Below are 22,075 nucleotides of genomic sequence, written 5' to 3'. Positions count from 1 at the left end.
AGGCCCGTCCCCGCCCACATCTTTATGGATTTCGGCGCACAAAAAAGAGGCCCGCCGTCCGGCGGGCCTCTGGGTTTCCGTTATTGCCGCTCGTGCAGCGGGATGTAGTCGGCGCGGGGCGCCACGCTCTGATAGGCGGGGCGGATGATCTTGCCCGCGTTGCACAGCTCCTCGATGCGGTGGGCGCTCCAGCCCGCGATGCGCGCGATGGCGAAGATCGGGGTGAACAGCTCGGTCGGCAGGTCGAGCATGCTGTAGACAAAACCGCTGTAGAAGTCGACGTTGGCGGAGACGCCCTTGTAGATGCGGCGCTCCTCGCCGATGACCTCGGGGGCGAGCCGCTCGACGAGGGAGTAGAGCTCGTATTCCTTGTCGAGCCCCTTCTCCTCCGACAGCGATTTGACGAACGCGCGGAAGATGTCGGCGCGCGGGTCGGAGAGGGAGTAGACCGCGTGGCCCATGCCGTAGATGAGCCCCGCGTGGTCGAACGCCTGCTTGTTGAGCAGCGCCTTGAGGTAGCCGCGCACGGCGTCCTCGTCGGTCCAGTCGGGCAGGGTCTTCTTCATGTCGTCGAACATCTTGACGACCTTGATGTTCGCGCCGCCGTGCCGCGGACCCTTGAGGGAGCCGATCGCGGCCGCGATGACCGAATAGGTGTCGGTCGCGGAGGAGGAGACGACGTGGGTGGTGAAGGTCGAGTTGTTGCCGCCGCCGTGCTCCGCGTGGAGCACGAGCGCCACGTCGAGCACGCGGGCCTCCAGGGCGGTGTACTTGCTGTCCGGGCGCAGGATGCGCAGGATGTTCTCCGCCGTCGAAAGCTCTGGGTCGGGCGCGTGGATATAGAGGCTCTGCCCCTCGTGGTAGTGGTTGTAGGCCTGGTAGCCGTAGACCGACAGCAGCGGGAAGAGCGCGATAAGCTGGAGGCACTGGCGCAGCACGTTGGGGATGCTGATGTCGTCGGCGCGGTCGTCGTAGGAATAGAGGGTGAGCACGCTGCGCGCGAGGGTGTTCATCATGTCGCGGCTCGGCGCCTTCATGATGATGTCGCGCACAAAGCTGGTCGGAAGCGTGCGGTAACGGGCGAGCAGGGCCGAGAAATCCTTCAGCTGCCGTTCGCTGGGAAGCTGCCCGAAGAGCAGCAGGTAGACGGCTTCCTCGAAACCAAACCGCTTTTCGCGGATGAATCCGGAGACGAGGTCCTTGATGTTGATGCCGTGGTAGAAGAGCTTGCCCTCACAGGGGATGGTCGAACCGCTCTCGTCCACCATGCTGGACTGGATTTCGGAGATCTCGGTGAGTCCCGCAAGCACGCCCTTGCCGTTGATGTCGCGCAGGCCGCGTTTCACGTCCAGTTTCTCATACAGCGCGGGGTCAATGGCGCTGCCCTTCCGGCAGAGCTCGGAAAGGTCCAGTATTTCCTGCGTAATCTCGGAATACGGGTTGTTGGACGACATGTGTCACACTCCCTTTCTGTTCCTCTTTATGTTTTTATTGATTTAATGAATCACCTTATTATACCAAAAATTGTGGACAATTCGTTTCCAAACTTTGAATAACGCAAAGCCGCCTGTCGAATCGAATCTCGGCAGACGGCCATCCGTCATGGCGCACACGGCCGCGGGGCAGGCCCGGCGGTCCCGGTTACAGCTTACAGAGGGACGAAACATTCTCCCAGTTTAGTATGGTGTTATTATAGCACATTTTCCCCGTTTCGGCAACCCCGCTAGAAAAATCTCCCTGACAAAAAGAGACCGCCCAACGGGCGGTCTCCCATCTCCGATCGCCATACTTCCATCGGATTTCTCCTGACGTCCGGGCGGCGTCACCCGCCCGGCGCGAGATAGGGCGCGAGGTAGGCCGAAAACGCGGAGGGCAGCGGATAGTCCTCCCGCAGCCCCCTGGGATCGATCCACTCGAGCCCCTCCCCCGTCTGCGCCTCCTCGACGGTGACGCGGTAGCCGGTCATGTGCCACTCGATGTGGGTGAAGATGTGCTTGGCCGGGCCGAGCGGCTCCACCCGCAGCGGGGCCAGCCCCAGCGTCCGCGCCGCCTCGACGGCGCCGGCACCGTCGAGCGCGCCCGGCAGGTTGGGCAGCTCCCACAGACCCGCCAGCAATCCCTTCGCCGGGCGGCGGCGCAGCGCGAGCAGCTCGTCCCGCACGAGCAGGAGCACGGTGCGCTCCTCGACGCGGCGCGCCTTCTTCGCGGCCTTGACGGGATAGGCTGTTTCGTTTCCCGCCGCGTGCGCCGCGCAGAGGCCCGCGAGCGGGCAGCGCCCGCAGGCGGGCGGGCCGTTCGGCGCGCAGACGGTCGCGCCCAGCTCCATGAGCGCCTGGTTGAACGCCCCCGCGCGCCCGGCGGGGATGATCCCGCGCACCGTCCGTTCGGCGGCGCGCTTGACCGCGGGGTCCGCGATGTCGCTTGCGTCCGCCGTCAGCCGGGAGAGCACCCGCAGCACGTTGCCGTCCACGGCGGGCTCGGGAAGGCCGAACGCGATCGACGCGACCGCCCCGGCCGTGTAGGGGCCGACGCCCGGCAGCGTCAGCAGCGCCTCGTGGGAGGCGGGCAGTTCCCCGCCGTACGTTTCCATGATCACCCGCGCGGCCTTCCGGAGGTTGCGGGCGCGGCTGTAGTAGCCGAGTCCCTCCCACAGCTTCAGCAGCTCCCGCTCGTCGACGGCGGCCAGCTCCGCCGGACCGGGCAGCGCGCTGATAAACCGCGCGAAATACCCCTTGACCGCCTCCACGCGGGTCTGCTGGAGCATGATCTCGGAGATCCACACGCGGTAGGGGGTGACCTCCCGCCGCCAGGGCAGGTCGCGGGCGTTTTCCGCGTACCAGCCGAGCAGCGGCTCTACAATCTTCTCCAGCCTCACGGCAGCTTTCGCATCCGTTCCACCAGCTTGCGGTAGACGGGGTACATCTCCGGTTCACTGCTGTAGCTTTCGATCTCGCTGATCGGGATCCACTGCACCCCGCTGTTCTCGTCGCTCTTGACGGCCAGCGGCTGGTCCTCCGGCGCGGCCAGCAGGTAGGAGACCGACAGGTGCAGGTGGGTGGGAACGTATTTTCCCCGTTTGACATGCCCCGGCACCGTCAGCACGTCCAGCCCCGCGATCTCCCGGGAGAGGGGCGACACCCGCAGGATGCCCGTCTCCTCGCGCGCCTCCCGCAGCGCGACCGCGAGCAGGTCGGGCGCGCCGTCCGCGTGGCCGCCCGTCCACGCCCACGAGCGGTAGATGTTGTGCCACGCCATCAGCGTCTTGTCGCGCGTCTCATTGACGATAAAGCCCGACGAGGTGATGTGTCCCGCGAGGCATTCGCGGGTGAGCACCGTATCGGGATAATGCTCGATCATCGAGAGGATGAGCGCCTGGTCGGCGGCCTCCTCCTCCCCGCGCGGCCGGTAGGCCGCGATCTCTTCACGGTAGTTCAACTTGCTGTCATTCCTTTCGATAGAGCGGTTCCCCCGCCTTGATGGTCGCCAGCACCCGCAGGTTTTTCAGCTCCTCCGCCGGGACATCCAGCGGATTGCGGTCGAGCACGACCAGATCCGCCCGCTTGCCCGCGCGGATGGTCCCCTTCCGGTCCTCCTCAAAATACTGGAAGGCGGCGTTCGCCGTGACTCCGCGCAGCGCGTCCGTTACGGAGAGCCGCTCCTCCGGGCCGAGCGCAACGCCCGCCCTGGTGCGCCGGTTGACCGCGCACCAGACGGTGAAGAGCATATCCGGCTGGATGACCGGCGTGTCCTGATGGAAGGTGTAGACGGCCCCCGCCTGGAGCGCGCTCGCGGCGGGGCTGATCTTTTCGGCGCGGGCGGCGCCGAAATTCTTGAGGTGCACGTCCCCCCAAAACCAGGTGTGCGCCACGAAGAAGGAGGCGATCATGCCGAGCTTCGCCATCTCGGCGAGCTGATCCTCCCGCACGAGCTGCGCGTGGATCATCACCGGGCGAAGCCCCAGGTCCCCGCCCGCGACCTTTTGGTAAGCGCCGATGAGCTGTCCGCAGGCCGCGTCGCCGTTGCAGTGCACGAGCTGCTGCACCCGTTCGTCCACCGCCTGCCGCACAAAGGCCTCCAGCTGTTCGTCGGTATAGGAGGGGTAGCCCCGGTAGCCGTCCGCCGCTCCCTCATAGGGCTCGCTCATCCACGCGGTGCGTCCCTGCGGCGAGCCGTCGAGGAAAATCTTATATCCGCCGATGCGCAGGTTCCCGCGGTACCGGCCGTACCACCCCGGGTTCTCCCTGAGAAGCCCGGGGCACTGCTTCTGATCGAGGTAGCTCACCACGTCGAGCCGGAGCTTCCCCGCCTCCGACATCCCCTTCAGCAGCTCCCACTCGGCCGGGCGGGTCAGGCCGTCCTGCGCCGTCGTGATGCCGTACCGCAGGTAGGCGTCCTGCGCCATCTCCATCTGGCGGAACCGCTCCTCCTCCGAGGGCAGAGGGACCGCGTTGGAACGGGAGATGAACGCCGTCTCCTCAAGGTAGCCGTCCGGTTCCCGGGAGCCGTCCACCCTGCCGATCCGCCCGCCGTCCGGATCGGGGGTGTCCGCGGTGATCCCCAGCTCCCGGAGCGCCGCCGAATTGACCGCCCCCATATGTCCCGACGCGTGGGAGATCAGCACGGGATTGTCCGGGGCGGCGCGGTCGAGCGCCTCCCGGCCGGGGTGGCGGCGCTCCTTCAGGTCGTTGTGGTCGTAGCCGAACCCGCAGATCCATTCGCCCGGCTTCACCCGGCCCTTTTCCCGGTAGTCCGCGATCCGTTTGACCACCTCCGCGATCTCCCGGCACCCCTCTAGGGATACGAGCCCGAAGGTCTGCGCGCAGGAGGTGATGTGGCTGTGCGGGTCGATGAAGGAGGGCATCAGCGTGCGACCCCGCAGGTCCGCGCGCTCCGCGCCCGGGAAGGAGGCCAGCAGCGCCTCCTTCGTCCCCAGCTCCCGGATGACCCCGTCCTCCACAAGCAACGCCTCGGCGCGTCCGCCGCCTTCGAGCGTGAGGATGTCCCCGCCGTAATAAACCGTCCGTTTCATACCGCGCCCCCTTTTTGGTTTCCCCACTATTCTACCACAGCGCGGTGGGAAAATCCAATCAAAAAGCCGCCCGGCGTCAGCCGGGCGGCCCGTCCGCGTGGGGTTATTGGAGCTGCGCCTTTCCGCCCACGGCGACCGCGCATTTCCGGATCCGGGCGTACGCCTCCCCGTCCGAGTAGTAGTTCTTTCCGCCGAGCGAGAGCAGCGTCAGTGGCTGCGGGTCCTGCCCGTCGCGCAGGCGGTCCGTGTTGGGGTCGAGGTAGAGCTTCACCTCCGAGCCGTCCGCATAGGAGAGGGTAAGGCTCGCGCCGTCCGTCTCGGCCGCGCCGCCCAGCCGCCAGTCGTCGGGCACCGGGCGGAACCGCCCCAGCTCGTTCATCACGTAGGTGACGGGCGAGACCTCCTCATACCGGCCGCGCCGCGTCAGCGTCGCGGCGGTCATCTGCTTGCCGTTGCCGATCATGATGCCGATCTCCATCGGTTTTTCAAGCGCCAGCCGGTCGGCGGGCTCGGTGACCGTGAAGGGCGCGGACACCCGCAGGCTGCGGTTGCCGCAGCGCAGGAGCTTGACGACGCGGTACCGCGCCGGGACGAGCGTCTCCCCCACCTGGGAGAGGTCCACCTCGCAGGAGGCTTCGCTCCCGGCGGGCAGGACGCCCGCCCAGTCGTCGAACGCCCCGTCGAAGGGGACTGCGGTCCATTTGTCCTTCAGGTACGCCTCGAGCGCGAACACCGCGTCGAAGCTCGCCTCGTCCCCCGTGTTGTTCCGGATCAAAACAGAGAGCTTCTCGGTCCCTTCGGGACAGCTCTCCTCCTCCGCCGCCATCTCGATGGGGATGAACCGCGCCACCGTCAGCTTTCCTCCCGACGCGCCGGACAGGCGCAGGTAGGCGGTGCTGCCGCCCGAATCGACGCTGTGCTCCCACTCGATGGCCGCCGAGGCATAGACCCGCTCGGTGATCCCGCGCAGGTCGTCCGCAAGGCTCCCGTCGCGTGTGCGGTCGACCGTGCAGAGGATTTCCTTCCCGTCGTAGGCGAGGTCGTAGACGATCGGCCCGCCCGTTTCCCCGTAGGAAGCGACGCGCACCGAGGCCGGCGTCCTGCTCTCCACCCCCGAAAGGAAGGTGTCGAGCTTTTCGCGGTTGCCCAGCGCGGATGCGCCTTCACGCGAGACGACGTCCCCGTTGGCGAGCGCCGTCTCGGCCGGATACTCCTCCGGCAGGTCGGAGAGCGCCATGCGGGTGCTGTCCGAAGCGAGGCCGAACTCAAAGGCATAGGAGGCGCTCCCCTGCTCCCACTCGGCCGCGACCTCATAGATATAGGACCCCGTGCCGGGGACCTCGATCCTCAGGTCGCGCAGCGTCTGCGTCTGGGGCTCCGCGCCAAAATTCCCGCGGTCGGAGAGGTCCCAGCGGCTGACGGTGACCCGGTCGGGACGCAGGCCGAAGGACAGATCGATCCGCCCGACGCTCACGCGCCGCAGCAGGATCGGCATCCGGTAGCCTTCGTCGAGCGGGTGCGGCGCGTCCGCGATCTCCTTCGAGCCGTCCCCATAGTCCCACTCATAACCGCCGGTCGCCGCCGTGGCGCGCTCCGCGCCGTAGGCCAGCGTCAGCTCCGGGAGCTCCTGCCGCGCGGGCGACGATTTGAGCAGCGCCGACGCGGGCAGTCCCGCGGATACAAGCAGGAGCAGCGCAAGCGCTGCTCCTGAAAATTTCCGTAAAAGCTTCATCCTGTTGTCCTCCCCCGGCAAAACGCCGCTCTCTGATGTGGGAAGCCTATTTCGTCTCGTCGTAGCGGATCGGCTCCACCCGGTCGCCGGTATAGTCGTCGATGCCGTAGACGACCGTGACGCCGTCCTGCGTCTCCCTGACCAGCTTCGCGTAGGTGTAGCCGCTGTAGGTGTTTTTTTCCTGGCCCTCGGTACGGGTGTTGTCCTCGTCGCAGTGGACGCGGAAGCCGTCAAAATAGAGGTCGCGGATGATCGGGCCGCCCCGGTCGAAATCCGTCACGCGGATGATGAGCTGCGTCCACTGCGCGGGGCTGGCCTGCTGCGCGTTCAAGAGCTCCTCGAGCGCCTGCACGTTTTCGATCCCGCCGCCGCTGATCACCACGTCCCCGTTCTCAGCAGCCTCCTCGGGCGTGTAGGGGTCGGGAAGCAGTCCCTGGTCGACCGGCAGGTGGGGCGGATGGGGCGCGTCGGGCGGGTAGAGCCGGATCGACGCGGCGATCCGTACCGCCTCGTCGAGGGTCATATCGTTGGTGAGCACCATATAGGAATACTGGTTGTCGTTCCACAGCACAAACTGGCTGCCGCGGTTATCCATTTTATAGGCGGTCTCGCCGCCCAGGTCGAACTCCTCGAGCTGGGAGCCCTCGGTGTTGATCGCCATCGTCCCGCTGCCGAGGATCGACTGCTGGAAGGAAATCATATCCCCCTCCGCGTTGGTGTAGGTCGACCAGTTGATGCTGTCGGCGAGCATCTGCTCGGTGAGGCGGAATCCGTCCGGCAGGTAGGCGGGCTGGTACTCGGCGAGGGTGAACTCCGCCACGCCGGCGGCGCCGTCGACCGGCTCGTAGGTGATGCTCGAGTACTCGGGGAACTTCTCCTCCACCATCTTGAAAAGGCCCTGCTTCCACGCGTCGACGCTCAGGACGCAGGCGGAAAAGCCGACCACGGCCGCCACCACGATCACCGCGGCGCGGCGCGCGAAGGCGGTCATCCGCCGCTGCCACGGGCTGCGTTTCTCCGCCTGAATCATCCGCCGCATCCGTTCTTCAAATTCCCCGGAGAACACATGATCGAGCTTTGCGTCGTCCGGAAGCCGCGCGAGCATTCGTTCGCGCGCCTCGCCGAAAGCCTTTTCCAGCAGGTCGTCATGAAGCTCTGTCATATGTTCACCTCCTCCGTCAGGAGCTCCTGCTCCAATTTCTTTTTTGCGCGCTGAAGCCGCTTTTTGACGTTTTCCTCGCTCAGGTTCAGCATCGAGGCGATTTCACCCGTCGAAAAGCCGTTGTCGTATTTCAGCATCAGCACGCTTCGGTAACCCTCCGGCAGCCGGTCGATCAGGTCCATCAGGTGCATGTAGCCCTCGCGTGACTCCACCTCGTCCACCGGGACCGCGGCGGTATCCGCCGTCCAGTTTTCGAGCTCGTCGAACGAGACCACCGCCTTTTTCTTGCGGCTGTTATAGAGGTTGATCGAAATGTTCCTTACAATTATAACCACAAAGCTTTTGGTTTGGGGACACTCCACCTCGCCAATATTTTGCATGTGGTCGAGGATGCGCAGGAAAGCCTGGTGCACCGCGTCCTCGGCGAGCTGCGGGTCGCGCAGGATGCTGTTCGCCGTATAGAACATCACCTGGCGGTAGGTCAGGTAGACCTGTTCAAACTTCGTCCGCTCCCGCTCGCTGTCGAGCGCGGCCAGATACACCAGCATTCCTTCACCGCCCTTTCCTCCCGTGGATTATACCGAAAAAAGTATACCATACCTTTTCCCCGAACAAAAGGCCCTCCGCCGAATTTCCGGGCGGCCCCGCCGGGTTCAGTGCTCCCGGATGTACTTCTTCAGCTCGGAAAGCGGGATCGCGGGGCTGAAGAGGTACCCCTGGTAATATCTGCACCCGAGCGTGCCGAGCGCCTCAAGCTGCGCGGGCGTCTCCACATACTCCGCCACCACGCGGAAGCCGAGCGATTCGGACAGCCGCACGATCGTGGAAATGATCTCCCCGGTGCGGGGATTGTCCGTCATTTCCCGTACGAGCGAGCCGTCGAGCTTGACCATGTCGAACTGGCTGTCCTGCAGGTAGAGCATCGAATTGTGCCCCATGCCGAAATCGTCCATGATGATCCGCGCGCCCGTCTCCCGCAGCGCCGCGAGCCGTTCGGTCATCTGCGGCGCGCCGGACAGCGCGTCCTGTTCGGTCAGCTCCACGCCGAGCCTCCCCGGCGGGATGTGGTAGCGTTCGATCGCCTTTTTCACGAGCTCCGGCGCGCCAGGCGCGGTCAGCTGCCCGGCGGTCAGGTTGCAGGAGATCTCCAGCTCCCGGCAGCTCCATTCGCTGAGCGCCGCCAGGTCACGGCAGGCCGTGTCCACGACGAACGCGGCCAGCTCGTCCGCGAAGCCGCCCTCCGCCGCCAGCGCGACCGCGAGCGGCGGGTACACGAACCCGCCCGGCCCATGCTCCCAGCGCAGCAGCGCCTCCGCGCCCCACACGCGCCCCCGCGCGTCGGTCTGGGGCTGGTAGTAGAGCCGCACGCCCCCGCTGCGCAGCGCGTAGCGCAGATCCTCCGCCAGCAGCTTTGCCATCGAGCCGAGCTGGCCGCCGCGCGCCAGCAGCGCCGGGCGTTCGCCCGCCGCCTCGCAGGTCCGGACCTCCCCGGCCAGCCGTTCCATCTGCTTTTCCAGCGACCGCAGCTGGCGGGCCTGCGCGAGGCGCACAAAGGGCAGGTAGATGCCCACGCCGACCGCGAGGTTCACCAGCTGGAGCAGGCTCCCCGCGACTGACCCGGTCGCGGCGTAGCCGCTCAAAAAGATCGGGGTCGTCCATTCGACCGTGTGAATCGCGACGGGCACCAGCCCCGCCAGCGTCGCCAGATAGCTGATGACCGTCAGCACGAGCGGCGTGCAGAGGAAGGGCACCAGGTAGATGGGGTTGAGCACGATGGGGACGCCGAACATCATCAGCTCGTTGATGTTGAAGAGCACCGGCACAAGCGCCATCTTGGAGAGCCCGCGGACGTTTTTGCGCCTGTCGCACAGGAAGATGGCGACGACCAGGCAGAGCAGCGTCCCGCAGCCGCCGAAGAGCACGAAGGTGTCGAAAAAGGTCTTGGTGGCGATTTCGGTGGGGGCCTGCCCGGCCGCGAGCCGGACAAGGTTCACGTCCATGCCCGTGCGGAAGACCTCGTGCGCGACCCCGTCGAGCACGTTGCTCCCGTGGATGCCGAAGAACCACATCAGATGCATCAGCAGGATGAAGAGCAGCCCGCTGTCCAGCCCCCGCCCCATCCGCAGGAAGAGCCCCTCGAACCAGCCGGAAAACGCCACCGAGTAATCGGCGCCTCCCAGCGCGCGGGTGAGCAGGACGCCCAGCAGGGCGAAGAGGCCGATCACCAGGCAGGCGGGCACGATCGCGGAGATCGACCGCTGGAAGGCGGAGTCCGAGCCGTCGGTGTAGGAGCGCATCCGGATGGAGAACCGCTCGGACAGCAGGGTGAAAAGCGCGCAGCTGGCGATCGTCACCACGATCGCGCCGAACAGCCGCGAGCTCTCAAAGGCCGCGAAGGTAAAGCCCTCCGGCCCGTAGGTGAACGCGAGGTAGGCGCAGAGGCTGACGAAGGGGAGGGTCCCCCGGTGTCCGGCGGGCGTCTCCTCCTCGTAGCTGTAGCTGATCGTCAGCAGCATGATCAGCGAGATGACGCCGAGCGTCGCGTCGCGCACCACCGTCAGCAGCAGCCGGAGCGACCCGCTCCACAGCCCGTCGAGCAGCGCCTGCCAGCCGCCGACCGGGAGGCTCAGAAGCAGCAGCGCAAAGGAGCCCACCAGGATTTCCGGAATGGCGAGCACCATTCCCCGGCGGACCGACGTGAGTATTCGATTGTCCTCGATGCCCCCGTAGAGGCGTTCCAGGACGCTGGGCGACGATTTCACCGCGTTCACCGTCCGATCTCCAACGCCGCCGCTCCGGCGCGCGTCGGCCATTTAATCTGTGTGTCCGGGGGCGCCGTCCCCGGGTCCCCCGTGGTAAAAGACGACCCTTTCCCTTGAGGTTTTCGCCTCGTAGAGCGCCATATCCGCCTTTTTGAACAGCGCGTCAAAATCGGGCGCGTCCGGGGGATAAAACGCGGCGCCGGCGCTGCACGAGCAGACGAAGCCGTCCACCTCGAAAACGCAGATCTTCTCAGCCCTCAGGGCGATCCGCAGCCGCTGCCTGTACTGTTCCAATTCATCCACGCCGAAACTGGTGCCTCCGTTTCATCTGATGGCTTCTTCCATGAAACACGGGTCAGGTCTCCGCTTTTACCAGCAGCACCACCGCCTCCACGTGCGCGGTGCGCGGGAACATGTCGACCGGCCGGCAGCGGACCGTCTCATACCCGAGGCGGGCGAACACGGCGCAGTCGCGGGCCATCGTGGCGCTGTTGCAGGAGACCATAACGACCCGCCCGGGAGCCATTCGCGCGACCGATTCGAGCACCGCCTCCTCGCAGCCCTTGCGCGGCGGGTCGAGGATGACCACGCCGGGGCGGATCCCCTCCCGCGCGAGGCGCGCGGCGGCTTCCGCCGCGTCGGCGCAGAAGAAGCGTGCGTTGGAAATGCCCGCGCGGCGCGCGTTGGCGACCGCGTTTTCCACCGCCTGCGGCACGACCTCGACGCCGATCACCTCTTTGCAGCGGCCCGCCAACGAAAGCCCGATCGTGCCCGCGCCGCAGTAGAGGTCGATCACCGTCTCCTCCCCGGTGAGCGCGGCGAAATCGGCGGCCACACCGTAGAGCCGTTCGGCGCCGGGGCTGTTCACCTGGTAGAAGGACTGGGGGGAGAGGTCGAACTCCACCCCGCAGAGCACGTCGCTGATCTGCCCCTTCCCATAGAGCACGCGGGTCTCCCGCCCGAGGATGACGTTGGTCGGGCGGTCGTTGACGTTGAGGACGATCGATACGATCCGCGGGTCGCAGGCGCGCAGGCGCTCGACCAGCTCCCGCTCGTGCGGGAGGCGGTCGCCGTTGACGACGAGGCAGACCATCGTCTCGCCCGAACGCTGCCCGGCGCGCAGATAGACGTGCCGCACAAGGCCCGTCCCCGCCGTTTCATCATAGACGGGGACGCGGCAGTCCCGCAGGTAACCAAGCACCGTCTCCAGGATCCGCGCGAAGCCGGGTGGCTGGAGGCGGCAGTCGTGGCAGTCGATCACCTCATGGGTGCGCGGCGCGAAAAAGCCCGCCGCGAGCTTCCCCTTCTGCATCCGGACGGGGTACTGCGCCTTGTTGCGGTAGCCCTCCGTCCGGGGCGACGGCAGGATCGGCTCCACTTCCAGTTCGATCCCGCCGATGCGACGCAGGTTCTGCTGGACGAAGGCCTGCTTGTAGCGCAGCTCCGCCTCATAGGAGACGTGCCGGAAGACGCAGCCGCCGCACCGGCGGCTCACCGGACAGTCGGGGGGGACGCGGTCGGGCGAGGAGGTCAAAACCTGCTCGATCTTCCCGAAGCAGTGGGTCTTGTTGACCTTGACCAGCCGCACCAGCAGCCGGTCCCCCACCGCCGAGGCGGGCACGAAAACCGCCATGCCGTCCAAATGCCCGACGCCGCTGCCTTCATGGGTCATATCGGTGACGTCGAGCGTCACCAGGTCGTTCTTCCGCGGCATCCGCCCACCCCTTTGCATTTCGGACAATCTATGCTATACTCATCCTGTATTTTCCGTTGAATTGCCGGCTCTCCGGATATTGTATCACAGTTTTTGGGCGGGTACAACCGGATTCTCCCGCGCCGATTGTGTTGCCCCGGTGAAGCCGCGTTGACGACAGTGTGAATTTGTTGCAGTAAATCGCGGGAAAAGCCGCACCTATTGATCGGTATGCCGGAAGGGGGTGGCACTTTGGAAACCGCCGCGCGGGCCAAAACCGGCCCGAAACCCATGATCAGCGTGCGCCATCTGCGCAAGGTCTACCGCATCGGCGATGAAAAAGTCGTCGCCCTCGCGGACATCAACCTGGAAATTTTAAAGGGGCAGGTCGTCTGCATCGTCGGGACCTCCGGTTCCGGCAAATCCACCCTGCTCAACCAGCTCGCGGGGCTTGAAAAGCCCACCCGCGGCTCGGTATATATTGGAAAGACCAACATTTCCCGCCTGTCGGAAAACCAACTCGCGATCTTCCGGCAGCGGTTTTTGGGCTTTGTCTTCCAGTCCTATAACCTCCTGCCAACCATGACCGCGCTCGAAAACGTCTCCCTGCCGATGATCTTCAAGGGGGTCTCCAAATCGAAGCGCAACAAGGCGTCGATGGCGATGCTCGCCGCGGTGGGGCTCAAAAAGCGCGCCCACCACAAGCCCACCCAGATGTCGGGCGGCCAGCAGCAGCGCGTGGGCATCGCGCGCGCGTTTGTCTCGCGGCCGAAAGTGGTTTTCGCGGACGAGCCGACCGGCAACCTCGACACCCGGACGACCATCGACGTCATGCGCATGATGGTCCGGTTCGCTCGCCGGTACCAGCAGACGCTCATCATCGTTACCCACGACCCCGAGATCGCCGACTACGCCGACCGGGTCATCACCCTGATCGACGGCGCGATCACCTCGGACGTCACCCATACGCCGATCTACGACGGGACCGCCGACGCGGATTCCCTGCCGCCCGAATCGGTGCTTCCCGAGGAGCCAAAGCTCCCGGAAGGGCCCATCCCGGCCGAGGAGGAGCTCCCCCTGCCGCCCGACGACGAGCCGCTGATCCTTCCGGACGACGGGGACGCGCCCTGTGCTCCGCCGCCCGCCCCGGCGGCCGCTGAAGAAGAAAAAGGAGAACTGCCGATATGAACCATCTTTCCAGCCGCGTGATCTCCCTCGTGCTCGCCGTGATCTTCCTCTTTTCGGCGGCGGGCATCTCCTTTGCCACGCTCTTTCGGGGCACGACCGTCTACGCAGAGGAGGGCGATACCGCCGGCACCTCCACGCAGGTGGAATCCCAGGCGCCGAAGGAGGAACCCGACGCGGTGCTCTCCTCCTCCCGGGCGGGCAGCCGCATGCTTGCCGCCGCGAACGAACCCAAAACAGGGGAAGGGACCGACACCGGCGATAAAAACGACGAACAGGATCCCTCGCCGAATGAGTACAGCATCCAAGGCGTCGAGTTCTGGCTTGGCGGAGAGCGTAAACAGGAAGTATCCAGCGGTCAAACCGTTGATCGAATGGTCATCACCATCGTCGACACCCGGTTCAGCTACAAGGACTACAAGGACCTTTCCGGCGGCGAAGGCGACAGCGATGAAGTGCGAAACAAAAACTTTTTCGCCAGCCTCAATTCGGAAAACTTTAAATCGGAATCCGAACCCTCGTTTGTATTCAAGGAGGGAAAGAAGGACTCTGTCTATTACACGGTTACATATGCAAGCGTTCGTTACACTGGGGAGAGCAAGACTCTGCGCCTCTCCGTCTCCTACCCGCCCGCGTGGGGCATCGGCATGACCGATTTCAGCAAGGAGCTCAACGAGCTCAAGGTGAAATCCCCCTCGAGCGAGCGGGAGCACAACAAGAACGACGACGATGACGACGACTCCTCCAGCCGCCCGGATATCGCGCCGCCCACTCCGACGCTGATCGTGTCGGAGTTCGACTACGGCGGCGCGAGCGTGGCCGCGGCCAGCGACTTCTCCCTCAAGCTGCGTTTTACCAACACGAGCAAAAAGCTCCCGATCGACAACATCGTCATCAAGATCACGGTGCCCGAGGCGTTCACCCTCAAGGGCTCCTCCAACACCATCTACCTTGAAAAGATGTCGCGCGAGTCGTCGATCGAGCGCACGATCGCGCTGTCGGTCAAGCCGGGCGCGGAACCGATCTCCCACGCGATCAAGCTCGACTTTGCCTATGAGGCGGTCATCGACGAGGCGCGCAAGCAGCTGACCTCCGAGCAGGAGATCAGCATCCCCGTCACCCAGCTCGACCGCTTCACCCTCAACCCCGTCGAGGTCCCCTCCGAACTCTATGTCGGGGACGACACGAGCATCGAGGTCTCCTTTGTCAACAAGGGGAAATCCCCCATCTACAACGTCTCCGCCGAAATCGCCGGCAACATCGCCCAGCCCGGCCAGCGCCAGTTCATCGGCAACATCGAGGCCGGCAAGGAGGATTCCGCCGATTTCCAGCTCGGCGCCCTGGAGGGCGGCGAGGTCAAGGGCGAGATCATCATCACCTACGAGGACGCGAACATGCACGTCACCGAGATCCGCGAGCCCTTCACGACGACCGCGATCTCCTTCTCGATGCCCTCCGACGACGGCATGGACGCGATGAACCCGATGGACGAGGTCCCCGAGGAGACGCCCTGGTACCAGACGATCCCCGTCTGGGGCTGGATGGTCGGCGGCGTGGTGCTCATGATCTTCGCGGCCTTCCTGATCAGGCTCATGCTCGCGCGCCGTAAGGAGGACGAGGCCTTCCTGGAGGACGACGATGAAGATATCTGATATGATTTCCATGTGCTTTGGAAATCTCTTCCGCCGAAAGATGCGTTCCATCCTCACCGTGGTCGGCGTGGTGGTCGGCACCTGCGCGATCGTCGTCATGATCTCCCTCGGCCTCGGCATGAACCTCCAGCTCGAAAACACCCTCGCGCAGATGGGCAGCCGCCTCACCACCATCAGCGTCTACAACTACCGCTACAGCGGGATGGGCGAGGGCGACGCCGCCGTCATGGACGACAAGGCGGTCGAGCAGATGCAGAACCTTCCCGGCGTCGAGGTCGCGACCCCCATCTATTCCCCCGGCCTCCAGGCGCGCATCTACACGGGCAAGGACGACCGTTACCAGATGGAGCTGTGGGACATCACCGGCATGTATGCCAAAGCCATGCCCAAAATGGGCTACACGCTGCTCGAGGGGGAATACCCCACGGGACCGCAGACCGAAAAGAAAAAGCCGATCTATGTGGTGGTCGGCGAATACACCGGCTACAGCTTCCAGGACAGCAAGAAAAAGTTTGACAACTACCGCTGGCCCGAGACGGACGAGAACGGCGAGCTCAAGCAGAAGCCGTTCGTCGACATCATGAACGACGAGCTCATCCTGCGCAGCAACAAGCAGGACGAGGACGATCCCGACAGCACCCAGTTCTCCCGCGAGATCAAGCCGGTCGGGCGGGTCAAGCAGGACTACGACAAGGGCTGGGAGACCTCGCAGGGCATCATCATGGACATCGAGGACATCAAGTGGCTCGAGGCGGAATACAACCGCGTCAACAAGATCAAGACCAGCACCCGCAACAACAAGGGCTACAGCAACGTCACCGTCAAGGTCGCCACGATGGAGGATGTCGAGCCGGTTCAGGAGGCCATCAAGGCGATGGGCTTCGAGACGAACTCGGCCGAGGACGTGCGCAAGCCGATGCAGGAGCAGGCCCGCCAGCAGCAGATGTTCCTGGGCGGACTGGGCGGCATCTCCCTGCTCGTCGCGGCTATCGGCATCACCAACACGATGATCATGTCGATCTATGAGCGGACCCGCGAAATCGGCGTCATGAAGGTGCTCGGCTGCAAGGTCAAGAACATCCGCTCCGTCTTCCTGATGGAAGCCGGGGTCATCGGCTTTGTCGGCGGCATCATCGGCGTTATCCTCAGCTATTTCATCTCCTTTTTGATGAACTACTTCAACTTCTCCTTCGGCGGGGACAACAGCGGCATGTCGATGCGCTATATGGGCTACTACGGGGGCGGCGGCGAGCAGGCCGCCGCGCAGGTCTCCCTCATCCCGCCGTGGCTCGTCGTGGCGGCGATCCTCTTCGCCACCCTCATCGGCCTGATCTCCGGCATCCTGCCCGCCAACCGCGCGATGAAGATTTCCGCCCTCGAGGCGATCAAGCATGAGTAAACCGAAAAAGCGCCTCCGCGCGCTCCCGTTTCTCCTGCTCCTGCTGGCCGCAGCGGTCCTGCTGACCGCCCGCACACAGGCTGAGAAACAGAAGTACATCGACACGCGCCCCGACACGCCCCTGATGGCCTCCCTGCGCGCACAAAGCCCCAACCACAGCCTTGACCTCGACGAACTGGTCGCCTCTCCCCTGCCCGCCGAGCAGGACGCAGGCCCCATCCTCTATAACGCGACCTTCTATCCCGACGCGCGCACCGTCGTCTGTACGGTCAGCGTCCCCGGGGGAGGAGAGACGGCGCCCTACCTCGTCCGGTACGACCGCAGGCCGATTCCCGGCCGGCACGACCCCGGCGAGGACCGCTACGGGGTGCGCAGGCTCTATTTCGAGGAGGTCTCCGTGCCCCGGTTCGGATGGCTCGACCTTGTGGACGCCGGCTCGCTGAACGGGATGGAGTATAACCCCTATGCCGATCCCCCGCCCGGCCGGGTGCGGTTCCTGCTCGACGAGGAGTATGCTTTCCCCCGTTAGCTTTGGCGCCCCGGCGGGCCTCTTCTCTTAGGTCTTCCGCCCAGCGGGCGCAGGGCCTGCCGGTAGTCGACCGGCGGCGAGTTCCTTTCTTGTTCGCCCAAGAAAGGAAGCGAAGAAGGCCAGTTCCGATAAATCAATCATCAAAAAATGCGGGCCGCTTCGCGGTCCGCATTTTATTATTCCTTTGGCACCCGGTAAGGAGCAACCCACTCATAGGGAATTTTCTTTTTGATCAGGAAGTCTTCCACTGCCTCGTCTATGATCTTCGACATCGGCACCAACGACTCTTCGCTATAACCCTTGATCGCCTTATACAGGCCCTTATCAACGGTCGTCGATAACCGATCTCTATTTTTGAGATCTCCGCTTACTTTGATTGTCGCCATTGCTATCAAAACCTTATCTGTTTAATAAGGTTATTATACAGCATAAACTTATTGACATTCCTACTTATTATGCTGTATAATATTATTACGCTTCATAAGTACGTTTGCTTTGGTGGACCGAATTTGCCTCGTTACCGTTTCCCTTGGTAACTCATCGGCAGTTACTCCCTTCTATAACGGCCGCCTTTGCAAAAAGAGCGCGCAGCGATCGCTGCGCGCCCTTTTCTATTTGCACCTTCCGTTCCCGGCTGTTGGGAGCGTCCGCAACCCGAATTGTGCCCACAGCTGGTGTACCCGTGGGGAGCGGCTGTAACCTGCGGGTACTGGCAAGGTACTCCAGGGGATTCCTAAGGGGGCGGCGGAGCCCCCTTAGGCGGACTTTTGGTTCCTTTTCGTCCGTCCGAAAAGGAACCCGTGGCGCGCGGCGGAACGCGCTCGTGATTCTTGCCGCTTGGAAAGCGGCAATTCCCGTCTACGCCCCGCCGGGCGCAGCGCGGCAAATCAAAGCCTGGCTTCAATCGCCGCAATGATCGCCTTGAGCGTCCGAATGCGGGCGTAGCGCTTGTCGTTCGACTCGACGACAATCCACGGCGCATAGGCGGTGTTGGTACGCAGGAGCATCTCGTCGACCGCCTTCTCGTAGTCGTCCCATTTGTCGCGGTTGCGCCAGTCCTCATCGGTGATCTTGTACTGCTTTTCCGGGGTGTTCTGGCGGTCGGTAAAGCGGGCGAGCTGTTCGTCCTTGTCGATGTGCAGCCAGAATTTGAGGATGATCGCGCCCCATTCGGCAAGCCCCCGCTCAAAGCGGTTGATCTCGTCGTAGGCGCGGCCCCACTCCTCGTCGGTGCAGAACCCCTCGATGTGCTCGACCATGACGCGGCCGTACCAGGTGCGGTCGAAGATCGCCACATGCCCGTCCTTGGGCAGCGCGTTCCAGAACCGCCAGAGGTGCGGATGGTTTTTTTCCAGGGCGGTCGGCGCGGCGATCGGGATGACCTCGTAGCCGCGCGCGTCGAGCGCCGCCGCCACCCGCTTGATGTTGCCGCCCTTGCCCGCCGCGTCCCAGCCCTCGTAGGCGAGGATCATCGGGATGCGGCGGCGGTAGAGCTCGTTGTGCAGCTCGGAGAGGCGTTTCTGGCAGTCCTTGAGCTGCTTGCGGTATTCCGCTTCCTCGATCGTGACGCTCAGGTCGATCTCCCGCAGGCGCGGCGCGGGCAGCGTCTTGATGTCGTCCGACACGCGGATGCCGGTGAACGGCTTTTCATAGCCGTTCTCCTTGCGCTCGATCGCCTGCTCCATCGCGCCGATCACCGTGGTAAAGACCTTCCAGGTCGCATAGCGGCGGTCGGTCGACGCCACCACCGTCCAGGGGGCGTTGTGCCGGTCGGTGCGGGAGATCATCTCATCGAAAATTTCCAGATATTCGCCATACCGGCGGTTGTGGTCCCAATCGGCCTTTGTCACGCGCCAGCGGGTCGATTTCTGATCGTCCAGCAATTTGAGCCGCTTCTTCTGCTCCTTCTTGGAGATGTGGAAGAAGAATTTCACCAGCACGTACCCGTCGTCGGTAATCTGCTGCTCAAAGTCCACGATCTCGTCGAACCGGTGGTTGAGATCGCGGCGGGTGAGGCGTTCCTCATCCCGCGCCACCGAAACCGCGCGGTACCAGCTCCGGTCGAAGATCGCCGTGTCCCCGTAGGTGGGCAGCGCCTGCCAGAAGGGCCGCATCCATGGGAACCGCCGCTCGTCCGCCGTCGGCGCGAGGATGCTGTGCACCGAAAAACCGCGCGGGTCGAGGTTAGTGATCAGGCGGGAGATCTTGTCCCCCTTGCCGGAGGCGCCCCACCCTTCAAAGACAAGCACCATCGGGATCTTCAGCGCGCGGATGCGCTGCTGAAGCACGCCGAGCTTCTGTTTCAGGCCGTCGGACACCGCGTCCCACTCCTCTTTTTCCATCCGAACATCCAAATCCAGATTTTCCAGCATCGTTCATTCCTCGCTTTTCATTCCGAGCTTCCTCCTATTGTGCCCGGTGCGGAGAGGTTTTTCCGCGGGCACATGAGCGGAGGGTTGTTACTCTTGATTATACAATATTTTTCCACTTTCTTCAACCAGAATCGTGCATGATTACAAAAACGGTCCGCCAATGGCGGACCGTTTCCTGTCAGAGCGTGGTTTCGATGAGGGAAAAGGCGGCGGGCTCGCCGCAGAAGGAGACCACATAGTCCCCGACGCGCCGGGTCACGAGGTCGTCCCGGCCGGCCGTTTCGACCTCCCGCAGCGGCAGGGTGATCCCCCGCCCATCCCGTTTGAGAAGCGCCTCCTTGCGGGTCCACACCGCGATCACCTCCTCCGGGCAGTCCGCGAGGGAACGCTCGGCGCCGGTAAAGAACCGCGCGGGGAACCAGTCGTGCAGCGTGCGGGAGGCCGGTTCCACGTCCACGCCGGCGGGGCGTTCCGAGAGTGCGACCGCCACCGCGCCGCGCGTGTGGGAGATGCTGATTTGAATTCCCGGGAAATCCGGCAGAAAGGGCTTTCCCCGCGCGTCCTTTTCGACGCGCGGGGGCTCGGGCAGGCCAAGCGCGCGCGCAAGCAGCGCGCGGGCCGCCGCCGAGAGGTCCCGCGCGCCGGTGCGCGCGAACCAGACGGCGTTTTCCATCACGCCTCCCCCTTCCCGTAGGCGACTACCCAGAAATCCGCCTCGGTCGTGAGGGTTTCCAGCGCCGCGAGCCGGGCCGCCCCCTCCGCTGGGGTCTTATAGTAATAGGGAGTCATCGAAAAGAGGCTCTCGATGAGGGCGCTCCCCTCCAGCGTAAAGGAATAGCGCACGCGGCGGCGGTCCGTGATATGGAACCCCTCCAGCTCGAAGGACTTGTCCGCGTTTTCATAGGGCGCGTCGTAGAGGACGCTTTTGAGCCCCCACAGGTGCCGGGCCGCCGGATAGGCGGCGACGAAATGCCCGCCCGGGGCGAGCCCGCGGGAAAATTCCCGCGGGCAGAGGGGGGAAAAGACGTTGTAGACGAGGTCGGCGCTCCCGTCCGCGAGCGGCAGAGCGAAGAGGCTTGCGACCGCGAAGCGGCCCCCGCGGCAGCGGCGGGCCGCGTGCCGGACGGCGGGCTTCGACAGGTCGACGCCGAAGAGGGCGGGAGCCCTCCCCGCCCCTTCCAGCGCTTCAAAGAGGCGAGCGGCGTAATAGCCCTCCCCGCAGCCCGCGTCGAGGATGCGGGGCGCGTCCCCGCAGAGAGCGAGGACCGTCCCGTTCAGCGCGTCGGAGAGCGGGGCGTAGCTGCCGCTGTCGAGGAACCGGGTGCGCCCCGCGACCATCTCCGCGTTGTCCCCCGGGTTGGGGCTGCTCTTTTGGTTGGCGAGCAGAAGGTTGACATAGCCCTGCGCGGCGATGTCGAAGGAGTGCCCCTCCGGGCACCGGCAGGCGTGCTCCCCCCACGCGAGGCTCCCGCCGCATACCGGACAACTGTACAAATCCATGTCCCTCCCGGTCAAGCTGTTTTATTCATTGTACCAGCCTTGCGCCGCCCCGTCAATTTCCGGTTGTGTCCGGCTTCCCATGCGTGTATAATGGTAGCTGGAATCGAATTGGAAGGGAAGAACCGCATGAAGATCAAACTCCTCGCCCTGGATATGGACGGCACGACGCTCAAAAGCGACCATGTGACCGTCTCCCCCGCAAACCGCGCGGCCATCGAGGCCGCCAACGCGCGCGGCGTGTTCGTCGTGACCGCCACCGGCCGGATGCGCCACCGCCTGCCCGAGGCCATCGAGCAGACGCCGGGGCTCCATTACGCCGTCACCTGCAACGGCGCCTCCGTCTTCGACCTGCGCAGGGAGGCCCCCCTCTACGCCAACCCCATCCCCATGGACACGGCGCTGCGCGTCTTCGACACGCTCGCGCCCTTTCCCGTCTTTATCGAAATCTACAGCGGCGGCTTCGACTACGTCGAACGGGGCCGCATCCCCTATATCGAAGCCTCCGGCTTTTCCGAGAGCCGGATGAAAAACCTCCTGCGCGGCCGCCGCACCGTCGAGGACCAGCGGGAATACCTGCTGCATCCCGCCGCCCCGGTCGAGAAATTCAACGTCCCCTACCTGCCGCCCGAACACCAGCAGGCGGTGTGGGAAGCGATGCGCGGGGTGGAGGGGGTCGCCCTCACCTCGTCGGTCGCGCAGAACATCGAAATCAACGCCGCCGGCACGGACAAGGGGGACGGCCTGCGGTTCCTCTGCGAATACCTGGGCGTCGCGCCCGACGAGGTCATGGCCGTCGGGGACAGCCGCAACGACCTGGAGATGCTCACCTTCGCCGGGCTGGCCGCCGCCCCCGCCAACGCCACCGACGACATCAAGGCGGTCGCGGACTGGGTCGGCCCCTCCAACGACGACGACTGCGTCGCCCGGGCGATCGAACGGTTCCTGCTCTGAGCTTCGCCCGCAAAAGAAAAATGCCCGCGCCGCGGGTATTTTTGCGCGCCGAAGGCGCGCGGCCCTTTTGCGGGCGGGCGGCTGGGAGCCCAAAAAGACGAAACGGCGC

19 protein-coding genes are annotated in these 22,075 nt (G+C 64.7%); 5 read left to right on the top strand and 14 right to left on the bottom strand.

Translation table 11 applies throughout. The features are described 5' to 3' along the window. Positions 1-80 precede the first annotated feature (80 nt). The 10 genes from NE609_RS02830 to rlmD form a co-directional block, all read right to left on the bottom strand. Positions 81-1,454, bottom strand: coding sequence for a citrate/2-methylcitrate synthase (locus NE609_RS02830; protein ID WP_101550010.1), 1,374 nt, complete (start codon positions 1,452-1,454; stop codon positions 81-83). A gap of 368 nt (positions 1,455-1,822) precedes the next feature. Beyond that, entirely contained in the window at positions 1,823-2,875 is a 1,053-nt protein-coding gene (mutY, locus tag NE609_RS02825; RefSeq protein WP_256151635.1) for an A/G-specific adenine glycosylase, read from the bottom strand. Then, complete coding sequence (locus NE609_RS02820) at positions 2,872-3,435, bottom strand: NUDIX hydrolase (protein ID WP_256151634.1); 564 nt, start codon at positions 3,433-3,435, stop codon at positions 2,872-2,874. Before NE609_RS02820 ends, mutY begins: the two co-directional genes overlap by 4 nt. A gap of 7 nt (positions 3,436-3,442) precedes the next feature. Next, on the bottom strand, positions 3,443-5,029 hold the full coding sequence (locus NE609_RS02815; RefSeq protein ID WP_256151633.1) for an amidohydrolase: 1,587 nt from the start codon (positions 5,027-5,029) through the stop codon (positions 3,443-3,445). 103 nt (positions 5,030-5,132) lie between these two features. Beyond that, positions 5,133-6,761, bottom strand: a complete 1,629-nt coding sequence (locus NE609_RS02810) for an immunoglobulin-like domain-containing protein (RefSeq protein WP_256151632.1) — start codon at positions 6,759-6,761, stop codon at positions 5,133-5,135. A 46-nt stretch (positions 6,762-6,807) separates the two neighbouring features. After that, positions 6,808-7,923, bottom strand: a complete 1,116-nt coding sequence (locus NE609_RS02805) for a DUF4367 domain-containing protein (protein ID WP_256151631.1) — start codon at positions 7,921-7,923, stop codon at positions 6,808-6,810. After that, positions 7,920-8,471: an RNA polymerase sigma factor gene (locus NE609_RS02800; RefSeq protein ID WP_101550000.1), complete on the bottom strand. Its 552-nt coding sequence runs from the start codon at positions 8,469-8,471 to the stop codon at positions 7,920-7,922. Before NE609_RS02800 ends, NE609_RS02805 begins: the two co-directional genes overlap by 4 nt. A gap of 105 nt (positions 8,472-8,576) precedes the next feature. Next, positions 8,577-10,694: an EAL domain-containing protein gene (locus NE609_RS02795; protein ID WP_256151630.1), complete on the bottom strand. Its 2,118-nt coding sequence runs from the start codon at positions 10,692-10,694 to the stop codon at positions 8,577-8,579. A gap of 42 nt (positions 10,695-10,736) precedes the next feature. Then, positions 10,737-10,988, bottom strand: a complete 252-nt coding sequence (locus NE609_RS02790) for a diguanylate cyclase domain-containing protein (RefSeq protein WP_256151629.1) — start codon at positions 10,986-10,988, stop codon at positions 10,737-10,739. 52 nt (positions 10,989-11,040) lie between these two features. Continuing rightward, positions 11,041-12,399: a 23S rRNA (uracil(1939)-C(5))-methyltransferase RlmD gene (gene rlmD, locus NE609_RS02785; RefSeq protein ID WP_256151628.1), complete on the bottom strand. Its 1,359-nt coding sequence runs from the start codon at positions 12,397-12,399 to the stop codon at positions 11,041-11,043. A gap of 231 nt (positions 12,400-12,630) precedes the next feature. Between rlmD and NE609_RS02780 the strand changes: the two genes are divergently transcribed. The 4 genes from NE609_RS02780 to NE609_RS02765 are packed head-to-tail and all read left to right on the top strand — an operon-like array spanning position 12,631 to position 17,143. Next, a complete protein-coding gene (locus NE609_RS02780; protein ID WP_370867121.1) occupies positions 12,631-13,566 on the top strand; it encodes an ABC transporter ATP-binding protein in 936 nt (311 codons plus the stop codon). Further along, a complete protein-coding gene (locus tag NE609_RS02775) occupies positions 13,563-15,215 on the top strand; it encodes a hypothetical protein (RefSeq protein ID WP_256151626.1) in 1,653 nt (550 codons plus the stop codon). Before NE609_RS02780 ends, NE609_RS02775 begins: the two co-directional genes overlap by 4 nt. After that, complete coding sequence (locus NE609_RS02770) at positions 15,202-16,614, top strand: ABC transporter permease (RefSeq protein WP_121586774.1); 1,413 nt, start codon at positions 15,202-15,204, stop codon at positions 16,612-16,614. The genes NE609_RS02775 and NE609_RS02770 overlap by 14 nt, the downstream gene beginning before the upstream one ends. Continuing rightward, positions 16,607-17,143 carry a hypothetical protein gene (locus tag NE609_RS02765; RefSeq protein WP_256151625.1) on the top strand — a complete coding sequence of 179 codons (537 nt, stop codon included), beginning with the start codon at positions 16,607-16,609 and terminating at the stop codon, positions 17,141-17,143. The genes NE609_RS02770 and NE609_RS02765 overlap by 8 nt, the downstream gene beginning before the upstream one ends. 176 nt (positions 17,144-17,319) lie before the next feature. Here NE609_RS02765 and NE609_RS02760 read toward each other — a convergent pair whose 3' ends face one another. The 4 genes from NE609_RS02760 to NE609_RS02745 form a co-directional block, all read right to left on the bottom strand. Next, positions 17,320-17,529 carry a ribbon-helix-helix domain-containing protein gene (locus NE609_RS02760; protein ID WP_101549987.1) on the bottom strand — a complete coding sequence of 70 codons (210 nt, stop codon included), beginning with the start codon at positions 17,527-17,529 and terminating at the stop codon, positions 17,320-17,322. A gap of 501 nt (positions 17,530-18,030) precedes the next feature. Continuing rightward, positions 18,031-19,515 (bottom strand): polyphosphate:AMP phosphotransferase, encoded by a 1,485-nt coding sequence (pap, locus tag NE609_RS02755; protein WP_256151624.1) that lies wholly within the window; start codon positions 19,513-19,515, stop codon positions 18,031-18,033. Positions 19,516-19,693: 178 nt separating this feature from the next. Next, positions 19,694-20,188: a 4'-phosphopantetheinyl transferase superfamily protein gene (locus NE609_RS02750; RefSeq protein ID WP_256151623.1), complete on the bottom strand. Its 495-nt coding sequence runs from the start codon at positions 20,186-20,188 to the stop codon at positions 19,694-19,696. Next, positions 20,188-21,015, bottom strand: coding sequence for a putative RNA methyltransferase (locus NE609_RS02745; protein ID WP_256151622.1), 828 nt, complete (start codon positions 21,013-21,015; stop codon positions 20,188-20,190). Before NE609_RS02745 ends, NE609_RS02750 begins: the two co-directional genes overlap by 1 nt. Positions 21,016-21,141: 126 nt before the next feature. Here NE609_RS02745 and NE609_RS02740 point away from each other — a divergent pair, with 126 nt between their 5' ends. Further along, the gene (locus tag NE609_RS02740) at positions 21,142-21,966 is read left to right on the top strand and encodes a Cof-type HAD-IIB family hydrolase (protein ID WP_256151621.1); all 825 of its coding nucleotides are present in this window, start codon (positions 21,142-21,144) and stop codon (positions 21,964-21,966) included. Positions 21,967-22,075: the final 109 nt, after the last annotated feature.

This window comes from Anaerotruncus sp. DFI.9.16, from assembly GCF_024461615.1.
In the GTDB taxonomy this organism is placed as follows: domain Bacteria; phylum Bacillota; class Clostridia; order Oscillospirales; family Ruminococcaceae; genus Anaerotruncus; species Anaerotruncus massiliensis.
Note: the sequence above shows the minus strand (reverse complement) of the source record. Positions and strands in the feature narration are given on the sequence as shown.

Coding starts and splice junctions, on each gene's coding strand:
- NE609_RS02770 (WP_121586774.1), top strand. CDS start 15,202: ATGAAGATATCTGATATGATTTCCATGTGCTTTGGAAATCTCTTCCGC.
- NE609_RS02760 (WP_101549987.1), bottom strand. CDS start 17,529: ATGGCGACAATCAAAGTAAGCGGAGATCTCAAAAATAGAGATCGGTTA.
- NE609_RS02830 (WP_101550010.1), bottom strand. CDS start 1,454: ATGTCGTCCAACAACCCGTATTCCGAGATTACGCAGGAAATACTGGAC.
- NE609_RS02740 (WP_256151621.1), top strand. CDS start 21,142: ATGAAGATCAAACTCCTCGCCCTGGATATGGACGGCACGACGCTCAAA.
- NE609_RS02750 (WP_256151623.1), bottom strand. CDS start 20,188: ATGGAAAACGCCGTCTGGTTCGCGCGCACCGGCGCGCGGGACCTCTCG.
- NE609_RS02815 (WP_256151633.1), bottom strand. CDS start 5,029: ATGAAACGGACGGTTTATTACGGCGGGGACATCCTCACGCTCGAAGGC.
- NE609_RS02775 (WP_256151626.1), top strand. CDS start 13,563: ATGAACCATCTTTCCAGCCGCGTGATCTCCCTCGTGCTCGCCGTGATC.
- rlmD (WP_256151628.1), bottom strand. CDS start 12,399: ATGCCGCGGAAGAACGACCTGGTGACGCTCGACGTCACCGATATGACC.
- NE609_RS02800 (WP_101550000.1), bottom strand. CDS start 8,471: ATGCTGGTGTATCTGGCCGCGCTCGACAGCGAGCGGGAGCGGACGAAG.
- NE609_RS02765 (WP_256151625.1), top strand. CDS start 16,607: ATGAGTAAACCGAAAAAGCGCCTCCGCGCGCTCCCGTTTCTCCTGCTC.
- NE609_RS02745 (WP_256151622.1), bottom strand. CDS start 21,015: ATGGATTTGTACAGTTGTCCGGTATGCGGCGGGAGCCTCGCGTGGGGG.
- NE609_RS02810 (WP_256151632.1), bottom strand. CDS start 6,761: ATGAAGCTTTTACGGAAATTTTCAGGAGCAGCGCTTGCGCTGCTCCTG.
- pap (WP_256151624.1), bottom strand. CDS start 19,515: ATGCTGGAAAATCTGGATTTGGATGTTCGGATGGAAAAAGAGGAGTGG.
- NE609_RS02805 (WP_256151631.1), bottom strand. CDS start 7,923: ATGACAGAGCTTCATGACGACCTGCTGGAAAAGGCTTTCGGCGAGGCG.